Source organism: Natrinema sp. H-ect4 (assembly GCF_041894845.1).
Lineage (GTDB): Archaea > Halobacteriota > Halobacteria > Halobacteriales > Natrialbaceae > Natrinema.
This window is the reverse complement of the sequence record NZ_JBHDYC010000003.1, coordinates 237,536-252,721: the sequence shown is the minus strand read 5'-3', so window position 1 is coordinate 252,721 and position 15,186 is coordinate 237,536. Positions and strand designations below refer to the sequence as shown.

Sequence of the window (15,186 nt, the reverse complement as noted above, 5' to 3'; positions counted from 1 at the left end):
GGCACGACACCGGTTTTGAGCGGCGCTTTCGTGTCACAGCAGCGGTTTTTTGGCTCGCCTAAAATCGAACGCTTTTTACAATTGTTAGGCCTCCCTAAACCACATGGAATCGACGCAGCAGTTCGATCGAAGTCGACGAGCGTTCGTGGCGGGGGGGATCGCAGCCGGGAGCGCAGCGCTGGCCGGCTGTCTCGGCGGGGACGGCAACACGGAGGACGGAACCGGCTCGTACACGGTGTCGATGGCACCGATGGGCGAGATCGAGTTCGACGCCGTCCCCGAGGACGCGATGGTCACCTTCGCACACTACGCCGACATGGCGGTCGCGCTCGGCCACGGTGACGCCGTGAACTCGCTGCACGCTCCGGAGATGTCGGGATCGACGATGAACAAGTTCTACGAGCGACTCGAGGGCGTCTCCTTCGACTGGGAGGGCCTGGAAAACCCGCTCGAGGACGGCGTGACGGAGGAGGAACTCTACGACTACGATAGCGACGTTCACTTCCTCGATCCGTCGTACGTGCTGACGACTCAGGACGATTGGGACGAATCGACCGTCGACGGGATCGCCGACACGATCGGCCCGTGGGTCGGCAGCTATCACAGCGGCGTTCACAGCGACCCGGCTCCGGCCTACGACGACAGCTACGAGTACTACACCCTCTGGGAACTCTTCGAGACGGTCGCGGCCGTCTTTCAGGAACGGGAGCGGTACGAGGCGCTCAAGGGCGTTTACGAGGACACGATGTCGGAGATCGAGGCGAACCTGCCGGCCGAGAGCGAGCGGCCGACGGTCGCACGCGCGACGCTGGGCGACGGCGTGTTCTACACGTACAATCTCAACACGCCCGGCTTCTGGCAGGCAGAGACGCGACCGCTCGGTGCTCGCGACGCGCTCGCCGACGTGGAGTGGTCGGGCGACTGGGGGACCGTCAACTACGAGACGATGCTCGACGCGGATCCGGACGTCATCCTCCACCTCTGGGGAATTACGCCGACGTACGCCATTGAGGACGTCCGCGAAGAGATGGAATCGCACTCCGCCGGCAGCGAGTTGACGGCAGTGCAAAACGACCGCGTCCTCGCCAGCGGTATGCGCTATCAGGGCCCGATCATGAACCTCTTCCAGCTCGAGATGACCGCCAAGCAGCTCTATCCCGCCCAGTTCGGCGAGTGGCCCGGCTACGAATCGGGCAGTTCGTACCCGGAGATTCCGGCGGACGAGCAACTGTTCGATCGCGACCGGGTCGCGAACATCGTCACTACCGGAAGCGACGATGGGGAGTGAGGACCGGGATAAGGGAGGTTAATAGGGTGTAACGGGCAGTAACGAACGCTGAGAGGACGGGTTACGACGGCGATGTCCCGTCATCGGGGCCGGCCCCCGCGCGGTCCCGCGGGCTTCCCGTCGGCGTCGTCACCGCTCGAGCGTCGAGTTTCTCCGTTCTCCGAACGGCTATCCGACCGCGGTCGACAGCCGACGCTGGTCGGTAGCAGTAGAAAGCAGTGTCACGGAACGAGCGGCCGTCGATCAGTCGTCGGCCGGAACCGCTTGCGTGTCCGCTCGCCCGGAAGCCATGGCGAGCACGTCGTCGAAGAAGTCGAGGGTGTCTTCGGGGCCGGGGTTCGCTTCGGGGTGGTACTGGCGGGTGATGACATCGTACTCGATGCCGTCGATCCCCTCGGGCGTGTCGTCGTTGACGTTGATCTGCGTAATCTCGAGGTGCTCGCCGGGTTCGGCGACGGTGTAGCCGTGGTTCTGGGTCGTCATGACGACCTTGTCGGACTCGAGGTCGAGGACGGGCTGGTTGACGCCGCGGTGGCCGAATGTCATCTTCTCGGTGGAGCCGCCGAGCGCCTCGGCGACGATCTGCTGGCCGAGACAGATACCGGCGACGGGCGTGTCCTCGACGAACGCCTCGACGAGCGTGATCGCCTGCCCGAAGTTGACCGGGTCACCGGGGCCGTTCGAGATGAAGAGGAGGTCGGGGTCGACAGCCTCGACGTCGGCGACGCTCGCGTCGTAGGGAAGGACGTGGACCGTCGCGTCGCGCTCGAGCAGCGAGCTGATGATCGAGCCCTTCGCGCCGCAGTCGATCAGGGCGACCGTCTCGCCGTCGTTGTCTTCCCCGTGGACGACCGGTTCGTCGACGCTGACCTGTGCGCCGATATCGGTGTGGTCGCTCATGGCCTTGCACTGCTCGAGTTGCTCGAGGGCGTCTTCCTCGGTGACGTCCTCGCCGACGGCGATGCCACACTTCATCGCGCCGCCGTCGCGGATGTCGGTGACGACCTCTCGGGTGTCGAGGTGGTCGACGGCTGGGACGCCCTCGCTCTCGAGCCACTCGACGACATCCTCGGTGAACTCCTTTGCGAGCGCGGCGCGCGGATGGACGCGGTCGGACTCGAAGCGCTCCTCTCGGACGCCGTAGTTGCCGATCAGCGGGTAGGAAAACGTGAGGATCTGCTCCTCGTAGGAGGGGTCGGTCAGACTCTCCTCGTAGCCTGTATACGCTGTGGTGAATACGATTTCGCCGCGAGCCGTTCCTGACGCGCGACCACGACCCTCGAGTACGTGGCCGCCTTCCAGTGCGACGTAGGCTTCGGTCATTACGATCTACGTATCGGATGGACCATCATAAGTGTTGTCTTCGAAGCTCAGTTACGATTTTCGTAATCGGTAAGTGCAGGCCACACGTAGGTTCGCATCTCCATGGACGACCTGGACCGACAGATCCTCGATATTCTCCGGCGAGACTCCCGGACACCGTACACCGAGATCGCCGACGAGGTCGGGACGAGCGAGGGGACCGTCCGCAATCGTGTCGAGCGGATGATGGACGACGACGTCATCGAACGCTTCACCATCTCGACCCGGACCGGCAACGTCCAGGCGATGCTCGAGATCAGCGTCGCGGTCGACGTCGACACCAAGGGGGTCTCCGAGCGGATGGCCGAGTGGGACGAGGTCGACTTCGTCTGGATGGTCTCGGGCGAACAGGACATCGTCCTCGTGGTTGACGCCGCGGATACGCGCGGGGTCAACGATCTCATCACGAAGGCTCGCGATCAGGAAGAGGTCGTGAGCACGAAGACGCGGCTGATTCTGGATGAAGAACTCGGGTAACTGAGTGGGACCGAGGACTTGCGGGGTGTGGGTGCCGAAAGGTATAAATTCAGGAATCGATAACTCCTACTCGAGTGAGTGGTACAGGGGTCGATGATCCCGCTGTGACGGGGTATGAGCCCTCTGTTGCTGCTCCCGGTTTTCATCTAGCGAATCGTAGATCGTGAAGGAGTCCCGCTGCAGTAGTACATTCTCCGGTTAAGAGATTCCGTCGCCAACTCACAGCGGCGAGATCAGCAAACTGAATTTCCGGTGTTGCCTTGCTATTTCGAGTGCTATAGGTGATTTCGGAGTCCGTTGGAAGTTCCGATTCAGTAGCCCGTTCGAATTCGTTTGCTGCCCGCTTCCAAACCGCAGCATCCAGTAAAACCCGAACGCGATCGTACGATGAGAGGTCGACTAGTCCGGAAAGGAACAGTGGGGTAAGAACCGTATTGAGTGCGAGTCGTTTCATAATTTCGGGAATAGCGAGTTTCGTATTAGCTAACCCGTCGATTATTCAAGAGCGGTCTTCGCCCGGCGGCGTCCCGACGCCCGGCGTCGGCCGTTCGATCGCGTCGATCACCTGCTTACGGTTGTGGATCGCCCGATACCCCTTGCGCAGTAGCCGGTCGAACCCGGACCTCGAGACGCGTGCGCTCACGCGGCCGTCACGGATCGCGTCGACGATCGACTCGGGCGTGAGCCGATCGGCCTCGACGACCGTGTACGCCCGACCGACCTCGAAGGGGTAGTGGGCGTCGCTGCCGCCGATCAACGGCAGATCGCGGTCGCCCGCTAACTGCTCAACGAGCGGCCGCGAGCGCGGATGTTTGCCGTTCACTTCGATCGCGTCGAAGGGGATCTCCTCGAGTTCCCGCACCGTACTGTTCCGGAACGGGTGGGCGACGATCGCGGCGCAGTCCCGGTCGTGGGCCAGCGCGACCGCCTCCTCGGGGGAGAGCGCACCGGGTTTCGTCGCCGCCGGCGGGTCGGGACCGACGACGAGGACGTGGCCGCGGTCCGTGGTAATCTCGATCCCCGGCAGCGTCTCGACATCAGGGGACGGATCGAACGCCGTGTAGTAATCGTGGTTCGTCGTTGCGACACCGTCGAGGCCGCGGCGTTCGGCCATCTCGGCGAGTAGACGGACGCCAAGCGGATCGAATCGGTCGCCGAGCGATCGCCGACCGTGGAAGAATCGCGTATGCGCGTGGAGGTCGACCGAGTACATACTGGAGCAAACGCCGGGCAGACTCTTTTGCGTGCGGCCGGCATGTACTGCAGTATGTCACCTGCCGAGGCGAGCGACCGCGTTCTCGTCTGCAATCCCGTGAGCGGATCGGGGGATCACGTCGACGACGCCGTCGAACTCGCGGCCGACCACGGTTTCGAGATTCGAAAGACCGAGGAAGCCGGCGACGCGACGCGGTTCGCCCGCGACGTTGCGCCCGACGCCGACCTCGTCGCCGCGGCCGGCGGTGACGGCACGCTCAACGCCGTCGTCAACGGTGTGGCAGCGGCGGACGCCCTCGAGACGACGACCGTCGCCGTCGTTCCGGCGGGGACGGGCAACAACTTCGCGGCGAACATCGGTGTTCGGGGGCTCGAGCACGCCTTTACGGTGATCGAAGACGGTCGCCGGCGGTCGATCGACATCGCGACTGCGAACGATCGGATCTTCGTCAACTCCTGCGTCGGCGGGATCACCGCCGAGGCGAGCAGCGAGACGACGACGGAGAGCAAGGCGGATCTGGGCGTGCTCGCGTACGTGAAGAACACCCTCGAGACGGTCGGCGAGTTCGACTCGCTCCCGCTGCGAGCGGAGACGGCCGCGGGTCCGAACGGCGAGACGGCGCAGGCGTGGGAGGGCGAGGCGTTGTTCGTCCTCATCGGGAACTGCCGACGGTTCACCGGCGCGCGGACCGCACAGGCCAACGTCGAGGACGGCCTGCTCGAGGTCACGATCGTCGAAGACGCCGCGACGACAAACCTGCTCGGCGGCGCGGCCCTCGAAGGGTTGTTCGACCGGGACAGCGCGCATATCGTCCGCCGTCGAACGCCGTCGCTGACAATCGAGAGCCGCGGGGACTCCGTCGAGTACAGTCTCGACGGCGAGATGCTCGAGACCGAGCGCCTGGAGCTGGAGACCGAACCGACGGCGCTCACGATTCCCGTCGGGGACGGCTATCAGCCGGATCCGGACGAGGGGGAGCTGTGGCCCCTCGAGACGGGGACGGATCGGTGACCGAGGACGCATCGATCACCGACGGTATCGATTCGAAACGGCCGAGACGAGACGATACTGGTTTCACGAACCGTCGTAATTGTGCGGGTATGAGCACGCCGGACGAGGACCTGCAACACGAGAACGCCGGACAGGACGTGATCGCCGTCGACGCCGACGACACCGAACTCGAACTGGTCAACCGACTCGACGCCCACACCGGTGACGGGATCCGACACCGAGCGTTTACCTCGCTCGTCTTCGACGGGGAGGGGAACGTCTTGCTCGCCCAGCGAGCGCCGGACAAACGCCTCTGGGGCACCTACTGGGACGGCACCGTCGCCTCCCACCCCGTCGAGGGCCAGAGCCAGGAGGAAGCGACCCGCCAGCGCCTCGAGGAGGAACTGGGGATCTCGCCCGACCAGTACGACGACCTGCGACTGACCGACCGCTTCGAGTACAAGCGCTACTTCGAGAACGCGGGCGTCGAGCACGAGGTCTGTGCCGTCCTGCAGGTGACGCTGACCGATCGAACGCTCGATCCCGACGAGGAGGAGGTCGCCGGCCTGATGTGGGTTCCCTACGAGCGACTCCACTCGAATCCGGAGTGGTACCGACAGATTCGACTCTGCCCGTGGTTCGAGATCGCGATGCGCCGGGACGTTCGATAGGGAGATCGATCCGTCCCGATCACAGCGGTTCCGCGCCGTCGGTGGTCGGACCGCGTGTCGATCGCTCGAGGTTCCGGCCGACCGGTCCCGCTCGACGACCGCCCCTCGCTGCAGACACGTCTCCAGACTGGACAGTGTCAAGAAACAGTACACGAGCGGGAGGTTTATGAGGGAGTGTCCATACATGCAGGATAGACTGCGATGGTCATTGGCACGTTCAGACGGCTTCTCCGGGGGAGTGTTATCACGTCGTCCGCGTCGGCAGGGGGGGCGACGGCCGCGGGAACGACCGACTCCGAGCCGTCGCTCGAGTCGTCCGCCGCGACCGACGAGCCCCTCGAGATCTGTCTGTTGAGCTACCGTTCGAACCCGTACTCCGGGGGGCAGGGAGTCTACGTGAAGTACCTCAGCCGAGCGCTGACCGATCTCGGTCACTCGGTCGACGTGCTCTCGGGCAAGCCCTATCCGGACCTCGACGACGACGTCGGACTGGTGAAACTGCCCGGCGAGAACGTCGTCGATGAACTCGACCGGCTCGGCCAGTTCGAGCCGTCGTACCTCCGCGATCCGCTCGCGCTCTACGAGTGGCTGAGCGCGCTCACCGGCGGCTTTCCGGACCCCTACGTCTTCGGGCGGCAGGTCGTCGATTACTTCGAGGAACACCAGCCCGCATACGATGTCGTCCACGACAACCAGTCGCTCTGTCACGGCCTCCACACGCTCCGCGAGCGGGGCCACCCCGTCGTGGCAACCGTCCACCACCCGATTACCGTCGACCGAGATGCCGCCCTCGAGGCGGCGGACGACTGGACCGAGCGGCTGTTGATCCGCCGGTGGTACAGCTTCCTCCGGATGCAACGCGATGTCGTTCAGGAGCTCCCCCACGTCCTGACCGTCTCCGAGTCGGCCAAACACCGCACCGTCACCGACTTCGGAGCCGATCCCGAGTCGATCCGCGTCGTCCACAACGGCATCGATACCGAGCTGTTCGAACCCGTCGACCGCGCTCCAGATCCCGATCCCGATCGCCCGCGCGTGATGACGACCGTCAGCGCCGACGTTCCCCTGAAGGGAACCCGGCACTTGCTCGAGGCGTTCGCGGCCGTCCGCGAGACGATCGACGCCGAGCTCGTCGTCGTCGGCGAGTTCGACGAGGGGGGCGACTGCGACCGGCTCGTCTCGGAACTGGGGCTCGCGGACGCCATCGAAACCCACAGCGAGATCAGCTACGAACGGATGGTCGAACTCTACGGGAGTGTCGATGTCGCCGTGGTCCCTTCGATCTACGAGGGCTTTGGCCTCCCTGCTGGCGAGGCGCTGGCCTGTGGCGTCCCGGTCGTCGCGACTACCGGCGGAGGGCTTCCCGAAGTGGTCGGCGACGCCGGCGTCCTCGTCGAACCGGGCGATTCGGACGCGCTGGCCGGGGCCGTTCGCGACCTGCTCGAGGACGACGAGCGGCGCCGAACGCTCGGCAAACAGGGACGAGAGCGAATCGTCGCGGAGTTCGACTGGGAGCAAGCCGCCCGGGAGACCGTACAGACGTACCGCAACGCTATCGAGACGCGCGAACAGGGGGACTGAGATGGAGACGATCGATTTCGACCGCGTGACGATGACGCCGGGGATGCGCGTCCTCGATGTGGGCTGCGGCGAGGGCAGACACGTCCACGCCGCCGCCCTCGAGAACGTCGCGGAGGTCGTGGGGCTCGACCTCGAGCGGGAGAGCCTGGCGGCCGCACAGGACGATTACGAGGAGTACATCGCCGAACTATCCGACGTGCCGGTCACCTTTCTCTCGGGGGACGCGCTCAGACTGCCCTTCGAGGACGGCGCGTTCGACGTCGTCTGCTGTACCGAAGTGCTCGAGCACATCCCCGACTACGAGGCGGCGGTGGACGAGCTTCGGCGGGTCTGCGCGCCGGGGGGAACGCTCGCGGTGAGCGTCCCTCGCGCGGGTCCCGAGCGAGTCTGCTGGGCGCTCTCGGACGAATACCACGAGGTCGAGGGCGGCCACGTCCGTATCTTCGATCGCGAGGAGCTACGGGCGGCCATCGAGCGCCGCGGGTTCCGGCGCGTCGACGGCCACTTCGCCCACGCGCTGCACGCCCCCTACTGGTGGCTCAAGTGTCTCTGGCGCGAGCGCGACGAACGGGGCGAGCCGCCGCTCCCGCTGCGGGCCTACGATCGCTTCCTCGAGTGGGACGTCATGGAATCGCCGCGGCCGGTCCGCCTGCTCGAGGAAGCGCTCGATCCCGTACTCGGCAAGAGCGTCGTCTACTACTTCGAGCTGGAGGGGCGATCGTGAGCAACCTGTCGTCGGGGGCGTCGCTGACCGAGTGGGGGCTCGAGCCCGCGGTGGACTACATCGAGCGCGTGCAGCGATCGGACGGGCTCATTCTCTGGTATCCCGACGGCCCAGCCGACCCCTGGGATCACGTCGAGAGCGCGATGGGGCTCTCCGTCGGCGGCCGCCACGAGGCCGCTCGCCGCGCGTACCGCTGGGTGGCCGACGCCCAGCACGACGACGGCGCGCTCTGGGCGACCTACGGCGAGCCCGACGCCGACGGCGACGACGGTTCCCACGCCGGCGACGAGCCGCGCAAAGAGACTCACCGCAGCGCCTACGTCGCCGTCGGCGCCTGGCACCACTATCTCTGTACCGAGGATCGGGAGTTTCTCGCAGACCTCTGGCCGACCGTCCGGGACGCCGTCGAGTTCGCGTGCGACCAGCAGGCCCCGACCGGCGAGGTCTACTGGACCGTCGGGGCCGACGGCGAGGTCTACGAGGACGCGCTGCTCTCCGGTTGCGCCTCGATCTACAAGAGTCTGGCCTGCGGCGCGGCCGTGGCCGACGAACTCGGTCACGAGGAGCGCCGCAATCGGTGGCTCGAGGCCCGAACCCACCTCGGCGAGGCAATCCGCTCGCGGCCCGACCGGTTCGACCGCACCTGGGAGAGCAAGTCCCGGTACGCGATGGACTGGTTCTATCCCGTCCTCTGTGGCGTGGAGACCGGCGATTCGGCGCGGGATCGGCTCGAGGACGGGATGGATCGCTTTCTCGAGGCGGGGCTGGGCTGTCGGTGCGTCTCCGACGAACCGTGGGTGACGGTCGCCGAGTCCTGCGAACTCGTGGTCTCGCTGGCCGCAGTCGGGCGGACGGAGCGCGCGCGTGAGATCCTCGAGTGGCTCTTTCAGTGGACCGACGACGAGGGAATCTTCTGGACGGGATATCAGTTCGAAGACGAGGAGTTCTGGCCGGGCGAGCGGCCGACGTGGACCTGCGGGGCGGCGGTGCTGGCCGCGGATGCGTTGTCGGGGCTGTCGGGGGCTGCGGATCTGTTTACCGATCCGCTGGTCGAATGACGTGATCGGGATGGGAGCGTTCAGGTTCGCTAGAAATGATGAGAACAGAGGGCAACAGGGTTAGGGAACCGAGTCCGGTCAAATTCATGCTTGTATCCCTACGGGCAGGGCAATTGCGCGGCGCACAGAGTACGCGCCGCGTCAGCGAAAGACAAAGCACTCGAAGTAGTGGTAAGCCTACAAACTTTAAGGACCTGAGTCGAAGAAGTGACTCTTGGCGTCAGGTAATATCGTCTTTCTACCAGTAGCGGGTCAAAAGTTATAATATGGGCTGTGGTCACATCCAGATGAGATCGATTAGTCTATAGTGTAGACATCAAAACATCGTAATCAAGAAAATCATATCCCATGCCGACACGTCCCCACCACCAACATAGCACGGCGATAACTGAGGGAGCACTAGTATCTAAGATAGAAACAGCCCTCGAAAGCGTGTTAGACAATTATGGCTTGGATAAGCAGCGATCATCGGTTCCAAGGGAGAAGTATATCTATCTAGTTAGCCAAAAATTTTCCGACGAGGACCAGGAACCAATTACGTATGGATGGTTTAAGTGGGGGGCCAGCTCACTCGCAGGACCCGGTGGCGAGCGATATAGCCGAACTTTGTTCGCTGATTTTTCAGATGCCAGTGAGTTATACCGGGCTAGCCGTGGCGAGATCGAGGAGTACATTGAGAATGGTGATCACAACCTGCCTGTCTCAAATTGGTGGGACGCAGACTTTCTCGATTTCCTAGAACACTTTTACACCCATAATGCCCCGCCAAAATACCGGGACTTATATTTATCCAACATTAGGTTTTTGAGAATCATCGATGAGATTGATTCGAATATTCACTTCGACCGAAGGCCTGCAACGCAACAAACATACGAGGAAGTACGTAAGGTCACTTCGGATCTGAAAAAGGAGGTGAAGTCTGTCGGTCAATTAGCTGAAAATTACACATATCTGTCCGAGTTTACGGCACTCTTTGAAGATGTGGTAATGATGTTGGTTGATATCGATTCACGTAGTATTGAAAGCGAATACGGCACTGCGATCAGTGAGCTCCGGGATCTCTACAGAGAGAATGTTTGGCTCATGATTGCCCATTCGATGTCGGTTGATAGTGCAAAAGGACCAAATACTGACAAGATTTATGGAGCATCGACAGCAGAATTGACTAAGCTACGCGAGGAATTCACGGATAATTTACGGACCAAAAAGGAGATGTGTGATAGAGCAGGTTTACTCCCTAGTATGTCCGATTTTGATCGATTCGAGCCTGATCCTCCCAATTCAGACTTTGAAGAAAATGTTGATAAGTTTATGGAAGTTGTCGATGGGCGGGCAAATAACCAATGAGTTCAGTAGGCAGCGGGGAGTTCGAATCTTTATTTACAGATACATGTATTCTCCTTTCGTTTACTCTTAATGACGATGATGGAACGGCTCAGGTTTTGCTTGAAGAACACCAAGCAGACAATGTCGTTGGGAATACCGTCAAACGCGAATTTCAGAACGTAAAAGAACGACGTGAACTGATAGTTGAGTCAATCTATGGTTGTACTGATCTTGGAAATTGGACAGTACCGTCATCTGTTAACATGTCTCCAAACGATCGTAATTGGTGTGCGGAACTTTTGGCCGAGATTGATTCGCTAGGAGATAGAGAAAGCATCAAAAAACGACTCTCGTTTGAGGAGCGCAAGATTAAGCGTGGCTGGGACCTTTTATTTGGATCTACCAAACCTCTTATTGATGATGTTTGGCCAAACACGCTTGATGCACGCCTATTAGGAGACTTGCGGGCACATGTTGACAATGAGTCAGATAGAAAAGTCATCTGTGAATGTGCTGATTGGGGCGCGAATGGAGGTACTGGTATACTAATCACAACAGATTACCAGGATATAATAAGTGCAAAATCAGACATCAGATCCTGTGTCAATCGTAACCGGAATTTTGAGGAAATTAACATATTCAACCCAACTGAGTTTCTTGAAAATGACCCAGATTACACCGATTAGCCGATTTTGACACATCCAATTAGATGGTAATTGAAGCTATGACCAGTAGTTGGCTTAATTACCAAAACACATTCAGTAGAGTCCACATCTGAACCTGCTGGAGTTTTCGTTAGACTCCGATAGAGTTGTACGCGGACATAACCTGATTCCCAAATCTGCACATAAGCCGTGACTTGTCGTTACAACTCGAAAGTCGCTCTATCGGTTGATCCGCCTTCTTTCTTTAAATAGCTTACACGTTTGCGGTTGAGATACAAGATTGACATTCAGTAAGATCAAACAATAGGACTGGCAGGATTTTTACGATTATATTTAGTAACAGGTGGTTATATATGTAGCTTTATTATCATGATGGCTCGAGGTCGTCGCCTTCTAATTCACCCTCGAGATAGGCACGACCTCGATCCGTAATTCGGTAATAGCCCCGATCATCGTCGACTTTTCGGAGAAGTCCGTGCTCTTCCAAGACCGGAAGACGACGCTTGACCGTCGGATGAGAGACGCCGTCGATGTTGTACGAAACCACCGCTGGCGGCATCGCTATCCCCGTTTCTTCGAAGAACTCGAGCAGCGCGGGATCGGATTTCGTCATCCACGAAACCAGCGGGCGCATTCAGGGATCAACGCTCGGGTGGCTCGAGATCATCGGCATCAAGCTCCCCGGCGAGATATTTTCGACCTCGCTCACTGATCTGATACAGACCCCGATCTTCGTCGTAGTACTCCACGAGTCCACCATCCTGCAGTGCTCGCAGTCTGCGCCGTACGTGCGATATCTTGTAATCGATGTTGGCCTCGACGGTGGTCGGATTTGCGACGAGGGGGTGATTCCCCTCGTTGAGAAGGAACTCGAGGATCGCGTCGTCGGCCCGCGTCATCCAGTCCACCCGTGGCCGTCGCATTCGACCGTGAACACACGAAACACCGTGTTAGAACGCTCGATTCGATAGTATTTGTACCCTGTTTGGCGCTTTCTGGTACTGTATTTGATGCACTAGTTCTAAGTACTATCTGCTCCTTGACCGAACTACGGAAGCCAAACGGATCCACAACTACCCGAATCGGTCCTCGAGAGAGAAAATGCGGACCCGGTGACCTAACCACCGGCCCGCGTGGCTTCCGTACCCCGCAGAAAGCCATGCCCAACCACGATTCGCGGGGCCTTGAAAGTCCCGCTCGAGCAGACGCATCACTCCCTGACTACCCGCCGAAAGACGGCCGACGCGCGTGGATCGAACTCACCGCCTTCCAGCGCGACTGTCTCGAGGCCGTCGCCCGCCGCGAGCGCGACGGCAAGCGCTGTTACCCTTCGGGGATCACCTGGACCCTCGAGCGCCGGTATCCCACGGTCAGCCGCGCCCGGCTCGAGCCGAACCTGCGCGCGCTCGTCGGGCGCGGCCTCCTCGCCGAACGCGACGGCCCAGACGAGCGGGTGACCGCCTACGGCCTCACGGGTGCCGGGCACGCGCTGCTCATCCAGCGCGCCGAACGCCTCGCCGTGCTCTGTGACCTCCGGCGTGACTGATCGGGACGAAAACCACGATCCGTGTTTTCGGCCCGTTCGGGGCCGACTGCTCTATTCGATGGAGACAATTATCGAACGGTGTGTTCTGGAGGAAATGCTACGAAAAAGCGTCCTGCTATCGTGGCAACACGGGATCGCCACGCCCTCCCCAGCCGATTCGCTCGGTATTCGAGGCGCTCACACTGTTCGCGCCTCGCTCCGCTCGCTCATCCCTCGCGCAGTATCGACGGCCGCCCTCGCGACGCTCGGTCGGCCGACAGCGCGCGCCACCGCACGCGGGTTTGCCAGTCCGGAGTTCCGTCGGAACGATGATCGGCTGCCGAATACCCTCGATGACCGCCCGTCACTGTCTCGGTTCGACGCGACTTCGTCTCGACGACCCGCGATCGGGTCGGTGTCGAATTCCGACGCACTCAATCCGCGCTGCTCGAGGGAGCCACCCGTCCGATCCCCGTATCGCAGACCACGCACGCGTCTACCCCGTTTTCCTCGGTAAACCGATCGAACAACCTCGAGAGTCGCACGTCGTGACTCGCCAGGACCCCGCCCGGCTCGAGGTGATCCAGCGCCGCCTCGTACTCGAATCGCATGTGGGGCAGCCGGTGATCCGAATCGTGCAAGAAGAGATCGAGGGGGCCGACGCGCTCGAGCAGCCCGGGCAAAACCTCCCGCGCATCGCCCCGATGGAGTTCCCACCGGTCGCGACACCGATCTGGAATCAGGTGGCCGTACTCGAACGGCCCCGGCGGGCCGCCGGGCAGGTCGACCGCGTGCAGGGTTCCACCGCCGTTCTCGCACATCGCTGCCAGCACGTGCGCGTCGAACGAGCCGAACAGCACCCCCGTCTCCACGACAGTCTCGACCTCGAGCGCGCGACAGACGACGTACAGCGTCACCCCGTCGCGCCAGTGGGTCGTGTCGGTGGCGACGCCCGCCTCGTGGATCTCGGCCACGCGGTCCGCGTACGCGTCGTGGAACCACTCGAGATCCTCGTATTCCTGCTCGTACTCGCGCAGTTCGGCCACCGAGGCGGGGAGCACCGCGGCCAGCCGCTCGGCCCGCTCGCGGGTTTCCACACCGTAGTCGAGTCGCCGACGCTCGAGTCCCAGTCGCGCCTTCCGGACGGCGTAGATCGCGTCTCTGAGCGTTCTCGGGGCCATTATCGGTAGCCCAGCGCCTCGAGGCGCGATTCGATCTCCTCGCTATCCCCGCCGTCCGCATCGTCCGCGCCGCTCGCCCCGCCCTCGCGAATTCCCGCGGGAAGTGGGGGATCGCAGGTCTCCTGATCCTGTCCCTCGCGGACGACCCAGGGAACCCGGCGGAGCGCGGGGACCGGCGTCCCGGGCGGGTGCGACCAGACGCCGAACTCGCCGAGTCCGTTGCCGTGGTCGCTGGTCATCGCGACCCGCCCGTCGCAGTTCGCGAGCAGTCGAGCAACGTCGTCGAGGGCCCACTCGAGGTTGTCCCGGTAGGCCGTCCAGACCGCATCGAACGAAAAGTCGCCGTCGCGCAGGCGCATCCAGGGATCGTTCATCGAATCCGTCTCGTCGTCGCTCTCGGCCTCGGCTTCGGCGAGCGCCTCGAGGGCCTCGCGTTCCGCGGGCGAGAGGTCGTCGGGGTCGAAGTCGTCGTCCGCCGCGGACGACTCGCCGTCGGTGAACTGCCCCCAGTGCTCGATGTCGGCCGAGCCGAAGAACCACCCCGGCTCCGACCGGAAGGGGGCGTGGGGCTGCATGTAGTGGACGAGCACGCGGTCGATTCCTAGCTCCTCCCGGTTGCGCCAGATCGCGATCGCGGCGTCCGTGAGAGGAGCGGGCGGGATCGTCGAAATGTCGTCGTCGACCCACTCGTCGCGCCAAGCCTCGTGAAAGACGCCGAAATCGTCGGCCTCGAGCGGCAGGACGTCGCCGGACGTGACGAGAATGTGTTCGCAGGACTGCGACGAAAAGGGGTTGCCGGTAACGTAGGCGGTCCGGGCCATCTCCTCGCGGTACCGCGGCGCGAAGGTTCGGTCCATCCATTCTGCGGACTGGGAGCCGACCGACCACAGCGAGTCCACCCCGTCCGGGCCCGGTAGCGCGTCGTGACCGGCCGCGGACAGTTCTCGCATGAGATCGAGGCGGCAGCCGTCGAGCACGCAGCAGACGTCCCACTCTCGCTCCCAGATAGGGGTTGCGGGGACCAGTCGCGAGACCGCGTGTCCGATGCGACCGGTCGCGATCCGCTCGGAGACCGTCTCGAGATCCATTACCACTGCACCTGTCTGTCGAGTGGATACGGTT

At 62.3% G+C, this 15,186-nt stretch carries 16 protein-coding genes; 10 read left to right on the top strand and 6 right to left on the bottom strand.

Going from position 1 to position 15,186, the window contains the following annotated elements; translation table 11 throughout:
• Positions 1-103: 103 nt before the first annotated feature.
• The gene (locus tag ACEWFR_RS06555; protein WP_374060270.1) at positions 104-1,288 is read left to right on the top strand and encodes an ABC transporter substrate-binding protein; all 1,185 of its coding nucleotides are present in this window, start codon (positions 104-106) and stop codon (positions 1,286-1,288) included.
• 243 nt (positions 1,289-1,531) lie between these two features.
• Here the strand turns inward: ACEWFR_RS06555 and carA are convergent, their stop codons facing one another.
• Positions 1,532-2,611, bottom strand: a complete 1,080-nt coding sequence (gene carA, locus ACEWFR_RS06550; RefSeq protein WP_374060269.1) for a glutamine-hydrolyzing carbamoyl-phosphate synthase small subunit — start codon at positions 2,609-2,611, stop codon at positions 1,532-1,534.
• A 102-nt stretch (positions 2,612-2,713) separates the two neighbouring features.
• Here carA and ACEWFR_RS06545 point away from each other — a divergent pair, with 102 nt between their 5' ends.
• Complete coding sequence (locus ACEWFR_RS06545; protein WP_008455243.1) at positions 2,714-3,127, top strand: Lrp/AsnC family transcriptional regulator; 414 nt, start codon at positions 2,714-2,716, stop codon at positions 3,125-3,127.
• 499 nt (positions 3,128-3,626) lie between these two features.
• On the opposite strand, the gene ACEWFR_RS06540 is transcribed toward ACEWFR_RS06545, so the two are convergent.
• Positions 3,627-4,340, bottom strand: a complete 714-nt coding sequence (locus ACEWFR_RS06540; protein ID WP_374060268.1) for a PHP domain-containing protein — start codon at positions 4,338-4,340, stop codon at positions 3,627-3,629.
• A 54-nt stretch (positions 4,341-4,394) separates the two neighbouring features.
• Here ACEWFR_RS06540 and ACEWFR_RS06535 point away from each other — a divergent pair, with 54 nt between their 5' ends.
• The 7 genes from ACEWFR_RS06535 to ACEWFR_RS06505 all read left to right on the top strand — a co-directional run bounded on the left by ACEWFR_RS06535 (position 4,395) and on the right by ACEWFR_RS06505 (position 11,379).
• On the top strand, positions 4,395-5,354 hold the full coding sequence (locus ACEWFR_RS06535; RefSeq protein ID WP_374060267.1) for a diacylglycerol kinase family protein: 960 nt from the start codon (positions 4,395-4,397) through the stop codon (positions 5,352-5,354).
• An 89-nt stretch (positions 5,355-5,443) separates the two neighbouring features.
• Positions 5,444-6,004, top strand: a complete 561-nt coding sequence (locus ACEWFR_RS06530) for an NUDIX domain-containing protein (RefSeq protein ID WP_374060266.1) — start codon at positions 5,444-5,446, stop codon at positions 6,002-6,004.
• Between the two features lie 201 nt (positions 6,005-6,205).
• Positions 6,206-7,585: a glycosyltransferase family 4 protein gene (locus tag ACEWFR_RS06525; protein WP_374060265.1), complete on the top strand. Its 1,380-nt coding sequence runs from the start codon at positions 6,206-6,208 to the stop codon at positions 7,583-7,585.
• A 1-nt stretch (position 7,586) separates the two neighbouring features.
• The gene (locus ACEWFR_RS06520) at positions 7,587-8,309 is read left to right on the top strand and encodes a class I SAM-dependent methyltransferase (RefSeq protein WP_374060264.1); all 723 of its coding nucleotides are present in this window, start codon (positions 7,587-7,589) and stop codon (positions 8,307-8,309) included.
• Complete coding sequence (locus tag ACEWFR_RS06515; RefSeq protein WP_374060263.1) at positions 8,306-9,367, top strand: prenyltransferase; 1,062 nt, start codon at positions 8,306-8,308, stop codon at positions 9,365-9,367. Before ACEWFR_RS06520 ends, ACEWFR_RS06515 begins: the two co-directional genes overlap by 4 nt.
• A 348-nt stretch (positions 9,368-9,715) precedes the next feature.
• A complete protein-coding gene (locus ACEWFR_RS06510) occupies positions 9,716-10,714 on the top strand; it encodes a hypothetical protein (protein WP_374060262.1) in 999 nt (332 codons plus the stop codon).
• On the top strand, positions 10,711-11,379 hold the full coding sequence (locus tag ACEWFR_RS06505; protein WP_374060261.1) for a hypothetical protein: 669 nt from the start codon (positions 10,711-10,713) through the stop codon (positions 11,377-11,379). The genes ACEWFR_RS06510 and ACEWFR_RS06505 overlap by 4 nt, the downstream gene beginning before the upstream one ends.
• A 346-nt stretch (positions 11,380-11,725) precedes the next feature.
• Here the strand turns inward: ACEWFR_RS06505 and ACEWFR_RS06500 are convergent, their stop codons facing one another.
• Both ACEWFR_RS06500 and ACEWFR_RS06495 read right to left on the bottom strand, forming a co-directional pair.
• Positions 11,726-11,992, bottom strand: coding sequence for an ArsR family transcriptional regulator (locus tag ACEWFR_RS06500; protein ID WP_374060260.1), 267 nt, complete (start codon positions 11,990-11,992; stop codon positions 11,726-11,728).
• 7 nt (positions 11,993-11,999) lie between these two features.
• Positions 12,000-12,281 (bottom strand): ArsR family transcriptional regulator, encoded by a 282-nt coding sequence (locus ACEWFR_RS06495; RefSeq protein ID WP_374060259.1) that lies wholly within the window; start codon positions 12,279-12,281, stop codon positions 12,000-12,002.
• A gap of 236 nt (positions 12,282-12,517) precedes the next feature.
• Here ACEWFR_RS06495 and ACEWFR_RS06490 point away from each other — a divergent pair, with 236 nt between their 5' ends.
• Positions 12,518-12,904 carry a PadR family transcriptional regulator gene (locus ACEWFR_RS06490; RefSeq protein ID WP_374060258.1) on the top strand — a complete coding sequence of 129 codons (387 nt, stop codon included), beginning with the start codon at positions 12,518-12,520 and terminating at the stop codon, positions 12,902-12,904.
• A gap of 413 nt (positions 12,905-13,317) precedes the next feature.
• Here ACEWFR_RS06490 and ACEWFR_RS06485 read toward each other — a convergent pair whose 3' ends face one another.
• Complete coding sequence (locus ACEWFR_RS06485; protein ID WP_374060257.1) at positions 13,318-14,064, bottom strand: class I SAM-dependent methyltransferase; 747 nt, start codon at positions 14,062-14,064, stop codon at positions 13,318-13,320.
• Positions 14,064-15,152, bottom strand: coding sequence for a hypothetical protein (locus tag ACEWFR_RS06480; protein WP_374060256.1), 1,089 nt, complete (start codon positions 15,150-15,152; stop codon positions 14,064-14,066). The genes ACEWFR_RS06485 and ACEWFR_RS06480 overlap by 1 nt, the downstream gene beginning before the upstream one ends.
• Positions 15,153-15,186 lie beyond the last annotated feature (34 nt).

Coding starts and splice junctions, on each gene's coding strand:
- ACEWFR_RS06555 (WP_374060270.1), top strand. CDS start 104: ATGGAATCGACGCAGCAGTTCGATCGAAGTCGACGAGCGTTCGTGGCG.
- carA (WP_374060269.1), bottom strand. CDS start 2,611: ATGACCGAAGCCTACGTCGCACTGGAAGGCGGCCACGTACTCGAGGGT.
- ACEWFR_RS06545 (WP_008455243.1), top strand. CDS start 2,714: ATGGACGACCTGGACCGACAGATCCTCGATATTCTCCGGCGAGACTCC.
- ACEWFR_RS06540 (WP_374060268.1), bottom strand. CDS start 4,340: ATGTACTCGGTCGACCTCCACGCGCATACGCGATTCTTCCACGGTCGG.
- ACEWFR_RS06535 (WP_374060267.1), top strand. CDS start 4,395: ATGTCACCTGCCGAGGCGAGCGACCGCGTTCTCGTCTGCAATCCCGTG.
- ACEWFR_RS06530 (WP_374060266.1), top strand. CDS start 5,444: ATGAGCACGCCGGACGAGGACCTGCAACACGAGAACGCCGGACAGGAC.
- ACEWFR_RS06525 (WP_374060265.1), top strand. CDS start 6,206: ATGGTCATTGGCACGTTCAGACGGCTTCTCCGGGGGAGTGTTATCACG.
- ACEWFR_RS06520 (WP_374060264.1), top strand. CDS start 7,587: ATGGAGACGATCGATTTCGACCGCGTGACGATGACGCCGGGGATGCGC.
- ACEWFR_RS06510 (WP_374060262.1), top strand. CDS start 9,716: ATGCCGACACGTCCCCACCACCAACATAGCACGGCGATAACTGAGGGA.
- ACEWFR_RS06505 (WP_374060261.1), top strand. CDS start 10,711: ATGAGTTCAGTAGGCAGCGGGGAGTTCGAATCTTTATTTACAGATACA.
- ACEWFR_RS06500 (WP_374060260.1), bottom strand. CDS start 11,992: ATGCGCCCGCTGGTTTCGTGGATGACGAAATCCGATCCCGCGCTGCTC.
- ACEWFR_RS06495 (WP_374060259.1), bottom strand. CDS start 12,281: ATGCGACGGCCACGGGTGGACTGGATGACGCGGGCCGACGACGCGATC.
- ACEWFR_RS06490 (WP_374060258.1), top strand. CDS start 12,518: ATGCCCAACCACGATTCGCGGGGCCTTGAAAGTCCCGCTCGAGCAGAC.
- ACEWFR_RS06485 (WP_374060257.1), bottom strand. CDS start 14,064: ATGGCCCCGAGAACGCTCAGAGACGCGATCTACGCCGTCCGGAAGGCG.
- ACEWFR_RS06480 (WP_374060256.1), bottom strand. CDS start 15,152: ATGGATCTCGAGACGGTCTCCGAGCGGATCGCGACCGGTCGCATCGGA.